This window comes from Streptomyces sp. NPDC001668 (assembly GCF_042893155.1).
Lineage (GTDB): Bacteria > Actinomycetota > Actinomycetes > Streptomycetales > Streptomycetaceae > Streptomyces.
In genome coordinates, this window is sequence record NZ_JBIAUQ010000025.1 from 1 (window position 1) to 12,789 (window position 12,789).

General features: G+C 69.5%; 11 protein-coding genes. 8 read left to right on the forward strand and 3 right to left on the reverse strand.

Translation table 11 applies throughout. The features are described from left to right. Positions 1–188 precede the first annotated feature (188 nt). A complete protein-coding gene (locus ACFYZ8_RS43420) occupies positions 189–875 on the forward strand; it encodes a DUF4190 domain-containing protein (protein WP_388533986.1) in 687 nt (228 codons plus the stop codon). A 49-nt stretch (positions 876–924) separates the two neighbouring features. Here the strand turns inward: ACFYZ8_RS43420 and ACFYZ8_RS43425 are convergent, their stop codons facing one another. Further along, positions 925–1,494, reverse strand: a complete 570-nt coding sequence (locus tag ACFYZ8_RS43425; protein WP_388533984.1) for an NADAR family protein — start codon at positions 1,492–1,494, stop codon at positions 925–927. Positions 1,495–1,705: 211 nt separating this feature from the next. On the opposite strand from ACFYZ8_RS43425, the gene ACFYZ8_RS43430 reads away from it, so the two are divergent. The 7 genes from ACFYZ8_RS43430 (at position 1,706) to ACFYZ8_RS43460 (ending at position 9,506) form a co-directional block, all read left to right on the forward strand. Beyond that, positions 1,706–3,244 carry a gamma-aminobutyraldehyde dehydrogenase gene (locus ACFYZ8_RS43430; RefSeq protein WP_388533983.1) on the forward strand — a complete coding sequence of 513 codons (1,539 nt, stop codon included), beginning with the start codon at positions 1,706–1,708 and terminating at the stop codon, positions 3,242–3,244. 80 nt (positions 3,245–3,324) lie between these two features. After that, positions 3,325–4,572 (forward strand): spermidine/putrescine ABC transporter substrate-binding protein, encoded by a 1,248-nt coding sequence (locus tag ACFYZ8_RS43435; RefSeq protein ID WP_359035010.1) that lies wholly within the window; start codon positions 3,325–3,327, stop codon positions 4,570–4,572. Beyond that, complete coding sequence (locus ACFYZ8_RS43440) at positions 4,569–5,735, forward strand: ABC transporter ATP-binding protein (RefSeq protein WP_359035008.1); 1,167 nt, start codon at positions 4,569–4,571, stop codon at positions 5,733–5,735. The genes ACFYZ8_RS43435 and ACFYZ8_RS43440 overlap by 4 nt, the downstream gene beginning before the upstream one ends. Further along, a complete protein-coding gene (locus ACFYZ8_RS43445) occupies positions 5,735–6,664 on the forward strand; it encodes an ABC transporter permease (RefSeq protein WP_359035006.1) in 930 nt (309 codons plus the stop codon). Before ACFYZ8_RS43440 ends, ACFYZ8_RS43445 begins: the two co-directional genes overlap by 1 nt. Next, positions 6,665–7,465 (forward strand): ABC transporter permease, encoded by an 801-nt coding sequence (locus ACFYZ8_RS43450; RefSeq protein ID WP_359035004.1) that lies wholly within the window; start codon positions 6,665–6,667, stop codon positions 7,463–7,465. It abuts the gene before it with no gap. A 46-nt stretch (positions 7,466–7,511) separates the two neighbouring features. Continuing rightward, positions 7,512–8,930, forward strand: a complete 1,419-nt coding sequence (locus ACFYZ8_RS43455; RefSeq protein ID WP_359035002.1) for an FAD-dependent oxidoreductase — start codon at positions 7,512–7,514, stop codon at positions 8,928–8,930. Between the two features lie 120 nt (positions 8,931–9,050). Beyond that, positions 9,051–9,506, forward strand: a complete 456-nt coding sequence (locus tag ACFYZ8_RS43460; protein WP_359035000.1) for a hypothetical protein — start codon at positions 9,051–9,053, stop codon at positions 9,504–9,506. A 699-nt stretch (positions 9,507–10,205) separates the two neighbouring features. Here the strand turns inward: ACFYZ8_RS43460 and ACFYZ8_RS43465 are convergent. After that, positions 10,206–10,997 (reverse strand): phosphatase PAP2 family protein, encoded by a 792-nt coding sequence (locus ACFYZ8_RS43465; protein WP_359034998.1) that lies wholly within the window; start codon positions 10,995–10,997, stop codon positions 10,206–10,208. Between the two features lie 223 nt (positions 10,998–11,220). Next, a complete protein-coding gene (gabT, locus tag ACFYZ8_RS43470; RefSeq protein WP_388533976.1) occupies positions 11,221–12,555 on the reverse strand; it encodes a 4-aminobutyrate--2-oxoglutarate transaminase in 1,335 nt (444 codons plus the stop codon). Positions 12,556–12,789 lie beyond the last annotated feature (234 nt).

A 12,789-nucleotide genomic window follows, 5' to 3' on the forward strand; every position in this document is an offset into this window, starting at 1 on the left:
GCGGCCAACGGCCCGTCCTGGCTGGCGCCGACCTGACCCACCCAGGGGCGCGGGGAACTGCGCGACCAGCCACAACGCACCCGCACCCGCCCGACCACCGCACCCGGCACCCCCATAGGCGCCCCGCCCAAGCCCAGCGCAGCGGTCCCGTAGCATGGCCGCACGAACGATCGAGGGGGAACGTGGGCATGACGGACGGAACGCAGGCGAACGGGGAGGGCGGGGGCGGGCGGGACCCGTGGGCGCCGCCGGAGAGTGGGCCTTCGCTGGAGAAGAGCCCGCCGCCCGGCGCCGGTCAGCCGCCGTCGCCGTCCGTGCATGATCAGGCCACGGTGACGTCGGTGCCGAACGACGGTTACGGTTTTCCGCCGCCCGCAGCCGCGGGGCCCGCCCCCACCCCCGGGTACGGCTATCCCGCGCCGGAGCAGGGCGCCTCCGTGCCGCCCCCGCCCATCGGGCCCGAGGGCCCCGGCGCTCCCGCCGGCTACGGCTACCCCGGTTACCCGCAGAGCCCGCAGGGGTACGGCGGTTGGGCCCCGCCGATGCCCCCGCAGAACGGCATGGGTGTCGCCGCGATGGTGCTGGGCATCCTGTCCTGCGCCCTGTTCTGCATGTACGGCATCCTCTCGCTGGTGCTCGGGGTCCTCGCCATCGTGTTCGGGATCAAGGGGCGCAAGCGGGCCGAGCGGGGTGAGGCCACCAACCACGGGCAGGCGCAGGCCGGGTTCATCATGGGGATCATCGGGACGATCCTCGGCATCGCCGTGATCGTCCTGCTCGCCATCGGCATCACCGCCGCCATCAACTCGGACGACGAGCCCGACTACTACGACGGCTCCCTCGCTGTGGTGGCAACGGCCGGTCCGGTCGCGTAGCACCGGTCCGGGAGGACGCGGGGGACTGCCGGGGATCCGGTGGTCCCCCTCAGGCGTTTCTGAGGCGGTCTCTCGCCTCCATCAGGGCGAAGCCCAGGAGGTTCGGGCCGCGCCAGCGGGCCGGGTCGCCCGCCGCCTCGTCGTCCGCCGCGAGGCCGATGCCCCACACCCGGTCCACCGGGCTGGCCTCCACCAGGACCCGGTCGCCGGTGTTCAGGAGGAACTCCCGCAGGTCGTCGTGGGCCGTGAACTTGTGGACGCTGCCCTCGACGACCATGGCGAAGCGCTCGCGCTGCCAGGTCTGCTCGTCGAAGCCGCGGACCAGGCGGCCCGCCGCCTTGGCCTGGGACGGGTGGCCGGCGGACACGGCCCGGCGCTCGGCTTCCCGATCTTCGAAAAGGCGCGCCTTGCCCGCCATCATCCAGTGCTCGGCGGTCGCATAGGTCACCCCGTCGACCACGAACGGTGACGGCCACCACTGGCTCAGACAGCTCGCGCCGACTCGGCCGTCCGGACGCGGGCGGTGGCCCCAGAAGTGCAGATACTTGATCTTCGCTCCGGCCCGGACCTGATGGACCAGGGCATCCTGTGAATCGATCTTCCCCGTGATCTTCCCCATGCACGCCAGTCTGGCAGGAGCCACTGACACTCCGTCCTGCCTTTTCCGGGGCGACTCGACACCTGGTCGACAGATTCCGTCGCGTAACCGAAAGGCAACAACGGAATCACTTGTAGGAGTGTCATTGCTCTGTCAGGATCGGCACTCAAATCGAGCTGGAGCTACGCCACCCGCCCGCGGTAGCCGCGGGGTCACGGCGGAGGAGAGCGACATGCACAACCCGGGCAGTGCCACCCCGGACCGGTTCGCGGCCCAGGAGCGGTTCGCCGACGGCGCGCAGTTCATCGGAGGGCGTCTCACCAAGGGGACCTCCGGCCGTACGCACGCGGTCGTGGATCCCGCGAGCGGAGAGGAGGTGTTCACCTATGAGCTGGCCGGCGTCGAGGATGTCGACGCCGCGGTCGCCGCGGCTCGCGCGGCCTTCCCGGGGTGGGCGGCCGCCACTCCCGGTGACCGTTCGGACGCCCTGCACCGGTTCGCCGCCGTGCTCGCCGACCGGGCCGAGGACTTCGCCCGCGCGGAGTCGCTCCAGTGCGGGAAGCCGCTGAAGCTGACCCGGGAGTTCGATGTTCCGGGCACCATCGACAACACTTCCTTCTTCGCCGGTGCCGCCCGGCATCTGCAGGGGCAGTCCGCCGGTGAGTACTCCGGGGACCACACGTCCTACGTGCGGCGGGAGCCCATCGGGGTCGTCGGGTCCATCGCGCCCTGGAACTACCCGCTGCAGATGGCCGCCTGGAAGATCCTCCCGGCGATCGCCGCGGGCAACACCATCGTGCTGAAGCCCGCCGAGATCACCCCGCTCACCTCGCTCCTCTTCGCCCAGGCCGCCGCCGACGCCGGGATTCCCGACGGCGTCGTCAACATCGTCACCGGGACCGGGAAGGAGGCGGGGGAGCGTCTTGTCGGGCATCCCGACGTGGCCATGACCTCGTTCACCGGGTCGACCGCTGTCGGCAAGCGGGTCGCGGAGATCGCCACCGCCACCGTCAAGCGGCTGCACCTGGAGCTGGGCGGCAAGGCTCCCTTCGTCGTCTTCGACGATGCCGACCTGGACGCCGCCGTCCACGGGGCCGTCGCCGGCGCGCTCATCAACACCGGGCAGGACTGCACGGCCGCCACGCGCGCGTATGTGCAGCGGCCGCTGTACGAGGCGTTCGTGGAGCGGACCGCCGCCCTCATGGAGACCGTCCGGCTCGGTGACCCGTTCGCCGCCGGCACCGATCTCGGGCCTCTCATCTCCCACCTCCAGCGGGACCGGGTCGCCGGGTTCGTCGACCGTGCGCGTGCCTACGCGCGCGTGATGGCCGGGGGAGAGGCTCCGGAGGGGGAGCTGGCCAAGGGGGCGTACTACCGGCCCACTCTCGTCGCCGACGCCGCCCAGGACAGCGAGATCGTCCAGTCCGAGATCTTCGGGCCTGTTCTTGTCGTGCTGCCGTTCGACAGCGACGACGAGGGCATCCGGCTCGCCAACGACACCCCTTACGGGCTCGCCGCCTCCGCCTGGAGCCGCGACGTCTACCGGGCGAACCGGGCCACGCGGGAGATCAAAGCCGGGTGCGTGTGGGTCAACGACCACATCCCGATCATCAGCGAGATGCCCCACGGCGGGTACAAGGCGTCCGGCTTCGGCAAGGACATGTCCTCGTATTCGTTCGAGGAGTACACGCAGATCAAGCACGTTATGTTCGACAACACGGCGGTCGTCAGGAAGGACTGGCACCGCACGATCTTCGGGGACCGGCTGTAACCGATTTCCGGCTACCGCCGGGTGACGTATTCAGGCCGCCCGACCCGCGGCCGCCCACCTTCCCGAAAGGGCACCAGCGCATGGAGCAGTACGAGCCCGACCGCCTGTCCCCGGCCCGAGTGGCCGCCATGCGGCGCAGCTTCCGAAACGGCCGGGCCGCCATGACCCGGCGGTCCCTGTTGCGCGCCTCCGCGGGCGGCGCGCTCGCGGTCGGCGGCCTCGGGACGCTGAGCGCCTGCGGCATCCCCGCGGCCGGCAACACCCAGGGCGGGGTCTCCGCGGAGGACCACTCGGCCAAGGAGAAGACCGTCAACTTCTCCAACTGGACCGAGTACATCGACGTGGACGAGAGCGAGAAGCACCACCCCACGCTCGACCAGTTCAAGAAGCAGACCGGCATCTCGGTGAAGTACACCGAGGACATCAACGACAACGTCGAGTTCTTCGGGAAGATCAAGCCGCAGCTCGCGGCGGGGCAGGACACCGGGCGCGACATCATCGTGCTCACCGACTGGCTCGCCGCCCGGCTCATCCGGCTCGGGTGGGTCCAGAAACTGGACGCCTCCAACCTGCCCCACGCCTACGCCAACCTGTCCGCGCAGTTCCGCGACCCGGACTGGGATCCGGGACGGGCGTACTCCTATGTGTGGCAGGGCATCTCGACCGTCATCGCCTACAACAAGAAGGCACTCGACGGCGTCGAGGTGAAGTCGATCTCCGACCTGCTCGACAACGCCAAGCTCAAGGGCCGGGTGGGCTTCCTGTCGGAGATGCGCGACAGCATCGGCATGACCCTGCTCGACATGGGCAAGGACCCGGCGCACTTCACCGCCGACGACTACGACGCGGCCATCGCGCGCCTCCAGAAGGCCGTCGACAAGGGGCAGATCCGCCGCTTCACCGGCAACGACTACACCTCCGACCTGACCAGCGGCGACTTCGCCGCCTGTGTCGCCTGGGCCGGGGACGTCGTACAGCTGAAGGCCGACAGTCCGGACATCGACTTCATCATCCCGGACAGCGGATACATGACGTCGACCGACAACATGCTGATCCCCAACAAGGCGCGCCACAAGACGAACGCCGAGCGGCTCATCGACTTCTACTACCAGCCGAAGCCTGCCGCCGAGCTCGCCGCCTACATCAACTACGTGTCTCCCGTCGACGGCGTGAAGCCCGAGCTGGAGAAGCTCGACCCGGATGCGGCGAACAACCCGCTGATCATCCCCGACAAGGCCATGGCCGCGAAGTCGCACGCCTTCCGCTCGTTGAGCGCGAAGGAAGAGACGGCCTTTGAAGAGAAGTTCGCGAAGCTGACTGGGGCGTGATCACCGTGACGAACAAGAACACCGACAACAGCGGAGACGTCCGCCTCGCAGGGATCAGCAAGACCTACGACAACGGCTTCACCGCCGTACAGCCGCTCGACCTGACCGTCCCGCAGGGCTCCTTCTTCGCCCTGCTCGGCGCCTCCGGCTGCGGCAAGACGACCACCCTGCGCATGATCGCCGGCCTGGAGGAGCCCACGACGGGCACCGTGCACCTCGGCGACCAGGAGGTCACCCGGCTGCCGCCCTACAAGCGGCCGGTGAACACCGTCTTCCAGTCCTACGCCCTCTTCCCGCACCTCGACATCTTCGAGAACGTCGCCTTCGGTCTGCGCCGGCGTGGCATCAAGTCGGTGAAGAAGCAGGTCGAGGACATGCTGGAGCTCGTGCAGCTGGGTGAGCAGGCGCGCAAGAAGCCGCACCAGCTGTCGGGTGGCCAGCAGCAGCGGGTCGCGGTGGCGCGGGCGCTGATCAACACGCCCAAGGTCCTTCTGCTGGATGAACCGCTCGGCGCCCTCGACCTCAAGCTGCGCCGCCAGATGCAGCTGGAGCTCAAGCGGATCCAGACCGAGGTCGGCATCACCTTCGTGCACGTCACGCACGACCAGGAGGAGGCCATGACCATGGCCGACACGGTCGCCGTGATGAACGCGGGCCGCGTCGAGCAGCTCGGCTCGCCGACCGACCTGTACGAGAACCCGAACACCACCTTCGTCGCCAACTTCCTCGGCACCTCCAACCTCATCGAGGCCGAGGTCGACTCCAAGAGCGGCGGCGAGATCGTCCTGAAGGCGGGCGGGGGGAAGCTGGTCCTTCCCGAGGCGCGCTACTCCGGGCCCACGGCGACCGGTGGGAAGGTGCTCGTCGGCGTCCGGCCCGAGAAGATCGCCCTCACCCACGCCGACGAGGCCGGCGAGATCCCTGACGGCCGCAACCGGATCACCGGGAAGATCGCCGATTCCAGCTTCATCGGCGTCTCCACGCAGTACGTCATCGACAGTCCCGTCTGCCCGGAGTTCGAGGTCTACGCCCAGAACATCGACCGCGACGACCGGCTCGTGCCCGGCGCCGAGGTCGTCCTGCACTGGAACCCGGCCCACACCTTCGGACTGGACGCCGCCCAGGACATCGACGCCGGCATCCAGGAAGAGGCGACGGTCTGATGGCGACGCTCACCGAGGCGCCCCCGCCTCTGACCCCGACCGCGCCGGAGAAGAAGCCCCCGCGCAAGAGGGGCCGCTTCACGCCGTACTGGCTGCTGCTGCCCGGCATCCTCTGGCTGCTGGTCTTCTTCGCGCTGCCGATGATCTACCAGGCCTCCACCTCCGTGCAGACGGGCTCCCTGGAGACGGGCTACAAGGTCACCTGGCACTTCGCCACCTACTGGGACGCGCTGTCCGCGTACTGGCCGCAGTTCCTGCGCTCGATCCTCTACGCCGGTGCCGCGACGATCCTGTGCCTGGTGCTCGGCTACCCGCTCGCGTACCTCATCGCCTTCCGCGCGGGACGCTGGCGGAACCTGATCATGGTTCTGGTGATCGCGCCCTTCTTCACCAGCTTCCTGATCCGCACCCTCGCCTGGAAGACGATCCTCTCGGACAGCGGCCCGGTGGTGAGCGCCCTCAACACGCTGCACGTCCTGGACGTCACCAACTGGCTCGGCTGGACCACGGGAGACCGCGTCCTGGCCACGCCGCTCGCGGTGGTGTGCGGTCTGACGTACAACTTCCTGCCCTTCATGATCCTGCCGCTGTACACCTCCCTGGAGCGGATCGACGGGCGGCTGCACGAGGCGGCCGGCGACCTGTACGCCAAGCCGGTCACCACCTTCCGCAAGGTCACCTTCCCGCTGTCGATGCCGGGCGTGGTCTCCGGGACGCTGCTGACCTTCATCCCGGCGGCCGGCGACTACGTCAACGCCGACCTGCTCGGATCCACGGACACGCGCATGGTCGGAAACGTCATCCAGACGCAGTTCCTGCGGATCCTGGACTATCCGACGGCCGCGGCTCTTTCCTTCATCCTGATGGCCGCGATTCTCTTCATGGTCACGTTCTACATCCGTAGGTCCGGCACGGAGGATCTGGTTTAAATGGCCTTCGTCAACTGGCTCAAGCGTCATCTCGTCGTCATCGCGGGACTGATCACGCTCGGATATCTGCTGCTGCCGAACGTCGTCGTCACGGTGTTCTCCTTCAACAAACCGAAGGGCCGCTTCAACTACGAGTGGCAGCAGTTCTCCACGGACGCCTGGAAGGACCCCTGCGGGGTCGCCGACATGTGCGGCTCGCTGTCCGTCAGCCTCCAGATCGCGTTCTGGGCGACGATCGGCGCGACCGTCCTCGGCACGATGATCGCCTTCGCGCTGGTCCGCTACCGCTTCCGCGCGCGCGGCGCCGTGAACTCGCTGATCTTCCTGCCGATGGCGATGCCCGAGGTCGTCATGGCGGCCTCGCTGCTCACCCTGTTCCTCAACATGGGCGCCCAGCTGGGCTTCTGGACGATCCTCATCGCCCACATCATGTTCTGCCTGAGCTTCGTCGTGACGGCGGTCAAGGCGCGCGTGATGTCGATGGACCCGCGCCTGGAACAGGCCGCGCAGGACCTGTACGCCGGGCCGTTCCAGACCTTCGTCCGGGTCACCCTGCCGATCGCCGCCCCCGGAATCGCCGCGGGCGCGCTGCTCGCCTTCGCGCTCTCCTTCGACGATTTCATCATCACCAACTTCAACGCGGGCTCGACCGTCACCTTCCCCATGTTCGTCTGGGGTTCGGCACAGCGCGGAACTCCCGTCCAGATCAATGTCATCGGCACGACCATGTTCCTCGTCGCCGTCCTTCTGGTCCTGACCTCCATGGTCATCAGCAATCGCCGTAACAAGCAAAAGGCATAAGTCTTCTCGACAGGCCTTTCGCAGCACCCTGTAGGGAGTTGAAATCATGGCCCCAAGCGCCATGAGCCGTTGGACAAAGGCACTTTCCGAAGCCCAGCCGGTGCCGTACTGGCTGGACGACCCCGGCAGGCCCCACCCCGAGCCCGCCCTCACCGGCGCCGAGACCTGCGACCTGCTGGTCGTCGGCGGTGGCTACAGCGGACTGTGGAGCGCGCTCAACGCGAAAGAACGCGACCCCGAGCGGGACGTCGTCCTGCTGGAAGGCCGTGAGGTGGGCTGGGCCGCCTCCGGTCGCAACGGCGGCTTCTGCGCCGCCTCCCTCACCCACGGACTGCCCAACGGGCTGACCCGCTGGCCCGACGAGATCGTGAAGCTCCAGGAGCTGGGCGCGCGCAACCTCGACGAGATCGAGAAGGCGGTCGCCCGGCACGACCTCGACTGCGAGTTCGAGCGCACCGGCGAGATCGACGTGGCGACGGAGGCGTACCAGGCCCGGGAACTCGCCGACTGGTACCAGGAGCTCCAGGAGAAGGGCCTCGCCGACGGCGTCGAGTTCCTGGACGCCGACGGGGTGCGCGAACAGGTCGCCTCACCGACCTTCGAGGCGGGGCTGTGGGACCGCCGGGGCGTGGCCATGCTCAACCCGGCGAAGCTGGTCTGGGGCCTGAAGCGGGCCTGCCTCAGACTCGGCGTCCGGATCTACGAGCACACCCCCGCCCTCACCCTGAGGCCCTACGGCGCCGGCATGGCCGTACGCACGCCGTACGGTTCGGTCCGGGCCAGGAAGGTCGCGCTCGGCACCAACATCTTCCCGAACCTGGTCAGACGGGTGCGGGCGTACACCGTGCCGGTCTACGACTACGCGCTGATGACCGAGCCGCTGAGCGGAGAGCAGCTCGCGGCGCTCGGCTGGAAGAACCGCCAGGGGCTCGGGGACTCGGCGAACCAGTTCCACTACTTCCGGCTCTCCGCCGACAACCGCATCCTGTGGGGCGGCTACGACGCGGTCTACCCGTACGGCGGTCGCGTCCGCGCCGAGTACGACGACCGTCCGGAGACCTACGCCAAGCTCGCCGGGCACTTCTTCACCTGCTTCCCGCAGCTGGAGGGCGTCCGCTTCACCCACGCGTGGGGCGGCGCGATCGACACCTGCTCGCGGTTCTCCGCGTTCTACGGCACCGCGCACCAGGGCAGGGTGGCGTACGCGGCGGGGTACACGGGTCTCGGTGTCGGGGCGACGCGCTTCGGGGCGGACGTGATGCTGGACCTGCTGGCCGGGGAGAGCACCGAGCGGACCTCGCTGGAGATGGTCCGCAGGAAGCCGCTGCCCTTCCCGCCGGAACCCTTCGCCTGGACCGGCATCGCCCTGACCAAGTGGTCGCTGGCCCGCGCCGACGCGCACGGCGGGCGGCGCAACCTGTGGCTGCGGACCATGGACAAACTCGGTCTGGGATTCGACAGCTGAACGGTCGTAGGTGATCTGATTCACTCCAACGGGTGGTCAGAACCCGCGTAATGCTCCCCGGGAAACCTCCCTCTCTCTCGTGACGCAACCAGTGTCGACGAGAGAGAGGGAGGTCTTTTCATGACAGGGGCGAAGACGGCGGTCGAGTGGCTGGCATCCGTCGCACCGGATCCCGAGGCCTGCCGCTGGGAGTGGGAGCGCAACCCCCTCGGGGTCGCGCTGCTTCCGGCGGGCAAGGCCTGGGACGTACTGATCCTGCCGGGCGAGCTCGGCTATCCGACCCTCGACGTCCTCACCCGCATCCTCGACCAGCTCGGCCCGGTGCTCGTCGACTTCGGCGACGCGCGGATGGGCTTCTTCGTGCCACCGGGCACCGCGGCCCGCTGGCTCGGCACCGGCATCCGTACGGCCGGGGCCGGCACCTGGATCGTCGTGCCGTACCCGGGCCGGGTGGCCGGGGGAGGCGTGCGCTGGCTGGTCCCACCGGACGGCTCCGGCGTACTCATCGATCCGGCGCTGCTGGAACTGGCGATGCACGAGGCGGCGGCGGGCCTGGCGACGGAGGACGAGAGCTGACCTGACGGTCCCGCCACACCCTCGTCGGCCACCCGTGCGGCCGACGCGGACCGGGCGGGCAGCCCTGTGCACAGGGGGAGTACGACGCTGCGGGCGTCCCCCGCCGGCAGCGGCGACGCCCGGTGTGCCCGGGGGGTCAGTGACGGTTGTGCCCGGGCCGGGAGGAGGCGGAACGCGCGGAGCAGGGTGGCGCAAGGGGCGGTTGTGCTGGGCCGGGAAGAGTCAGGATCTGAGAGCGACGGGGCCGTGCGGTGGGGGTGAGACGGCTGGGGCGGCCTCCGGCCGGCAGCGGCGATGCTCGGTGTGTCCAGGGGGCAGTGGCGGGTTGTGCTGGGGCCGGGAAGAGGCGGAACGTGCGCAGCGGGGTGGCGCAGGGGAGTGCGGCGCCGGTTGTTTCCGTCGGCGGCGGCGACTTCCGGTGCCCAGGGGGTCGGCGGTGGTGCCCGCGGGCGGTTGTGCTGGGGCGGGAAGAGTCAGGATCCGGGAGCGACAGGGCCGTGGGGTGGGAGTGAGACGGCTGGGGGCGTCCTCCGGCCGGCAGCGGCGATGCCCCGGTGTGCCCAGGGGGCGGCGATGGCTGGGTGAGTGGTTCAGGGGCGGTGGTGCTTGGTGACCCAGTCCGCGTCTGCCACTCCGGTTCCGTGCGAGGTGCCGAGGTGGTTGGGCGAGGCAGCGGCGACGTTCAGGGGGTCCAGGAGTTCAGTGGCGGCTGAGTCGTGCGAGGAAGAGGCGGAACGCGAGCAGCAGGATCGTGCACAGGCACCAGCTGCCCACCACGTCCAGGGGCCAGTGCCAGCCGCGGCGGACCAGGCCGAAGGAGACGCCGAGGACGAGTAGGGCGTACACGATGACCAGCGCGCGGCGGGTCCGGATGGACCGGAGCCAGGGGAGGACGAGGAGGGTGGCGGCGCCGTACGCGATGGCGGCCGTGGCGGTGTGGCCGGAGGGGTAGTAGCCGGTCCCGGGCGAGACGGGGGTGCCCGGGCGGTCGGTGAGTTCCTTGAGGGGGACGACCAGGGCCGGGACCAGGGCCATCAGGACGGCCGCCGCGGTGGACGGCAGCCACCATCGGTCTGTACCAATCCGGCGGGCCTGCCAGGCCGCGTAACCGAGGGCGACCAGGAGGACCGGGACCGCGACCTCGACATTGCCCAGGTCGGCGAGGGCCGCCGAGAAGAGGTCCGGGTGGACCAGCGCGCGGCTGACCCGCTCGTCGGCACGCAGAAGCGGCCCGTCCTCGACGACCTGCCAGGTGATCAGGGCGAAGAGGAGGGCCGGGATTCCGAGAAGGATGAGGAGGAGGGCCGGCCGCCCCGGAACAGGGGGGGTGGTTCCGGGGCGGCCGGTCGGATCGGTTGGTCGGCCGCCCCGGGGGGTTTGGGGCGGGCGACTGTCCGATCGGTGAGGAGATCCGGAGCCGGAGGCTCCAGTTGTGTGCGCGAGGGCACGACCAGGTCGAAGCTGGGGAGGCCCCGGCCTGATGTCACCCACAGTCCCCTGTGGGCGGGGTGTATCTCTCATCTGGGTAGAACCTACGGCAGCGCGGCGGCGTACGACAGGCAGAATCCCATCCTCACCGCCACCTCGCACACCTTCTTCACACCCTCTGCCTCTCGCCACCGCAGCCCCGGAATCCCAAGGGCCGTCAGGCCTGTGACCCCTGATGTCGGAAGGGGTCAGTCCACTTCCGGTCGGCAGTGTGCCTGCTGTGGCCTCAGATGCGGGTGAAGGCCTGCTCGATGATGTCGAGGCCCTCTTCGAGCAGTTCCTCACCGATGACGAGCGGAGGGAGGAAGCGCAGGACGTTGCCGTAGGTGCCACAGGTCAGGACCAGCAGGCCCGCCTGGTGGCAGGCCTTGGCGAGCGCGGCGGTCGCCTCCGGGTTCGGCTCCTTGGTCGTACGGTCCTTGACGAGCTCGATGGCGATCATGGCGCCGCGGCCGCGGATGTCGCCGATGACGTCGAACTTGTCCTGCATGGCCGTCAGGCGGGCCTTCATCGTGGCCTCGATCGCCTTCGCCCGCGCGTTGAGGTCGAGCTCCTTCATCGTCTCGATGGCGCCCAGCGCGCCGGCGCAGGCCACCGGGTTGCCGCCGTAGGTGCCGCCGAGGCCGCCCGCGTGGGCGGCGTCCATGATCTCGGCACGGCCGGTGACCGCGGCGAGCGGGAGACCGCCGGCGATGCCCTTGGCGGTGGTGATCAGGTCCGGGACGATGCCCTCGTCCTCGCAGGCGAACCACTGGCCGGTGCGGCAGAAGCCGGACTGGATCTCGTCGGCGACGAAGACGATGCCGTTGTCCTTCGCGAACTGGCTGATCGCCGGCAGGAAGCCCTTGGCCGGCTCGATGAAGCCGCCCTCGCCCAGCACCGGCTCGATGATGATCGCGGCGACGTTCTCCGCGCCGACCTGCTTGGTGATCTGGTCGATGGCCTGGGCGGCGGCCTCCGGGCCCGCGTTCTCCGCACCGGTCGGCCAGCGGTAGCCGTACGCCACGGGGACGCGGTAGACCTCGGGGGCGAAGGGGCCGAAGCCGTGCTTGTACGGCATGTTCTTCGCCGTCAGCGCCATGGTGAGGTTGGTGCGGCCGTGGTAGCCGTGGTCGAAGACGACGACGGCCTGCCGCTTGGTGTACGCCCGCGCGATCTTGACGGCGTTCTCGACGGCCTCGGCGCCGGAGTTGAACAGAGCGGACTTCTTGGCGTGGTCACCCGGGGTGAGCTCGGCGAGGGCCTCGGCGACCTCCACGTAGCCCTCGTACGGGGTGACCATGAAACAGGTGTGGGTGAAGTCGGCGAGCTGTGCCGTCGCCCGGCGTACGACGGCCTCGGCGGAGGCGCCGACGGAGGTCACGGCGATGCCCGAACCGAAGTCGATCAGCCGGTTCCCGTCGACGTCCTCGATGATCCCGCCGCCCGCGCGCGCCGTGAAGACGGGCAGCACGGACCCCACACCCTGCGCGACCGCGGCGACCCGGCGGGCCTGCAGCTCCTGCGACTTGGGTCCGGGGATGGCGGTGACGAGGCGGCGCTCCTGCGGAAGTGCGGTCATGAGGGGCTCCTGGGGGTGTTGCGGGCGGAGGTGTCGCGGACTCTGTCCAGTCTTTTCTCGCAGGCTAGGGCGGAGGAGGAGGGGTGGGCATGCTCCATGTGGGCGTTGTCGGCGGGGCGGGTTGTCCGTGGTGGACATAGCCGGTTTCCGGAGCGGTGTGACGGCTCGGCGCCGCAATCGGTGAACTCCCCTTGCGGGCGCGTTAGATTGGCCGCTGACGGTGGACGGAACGGC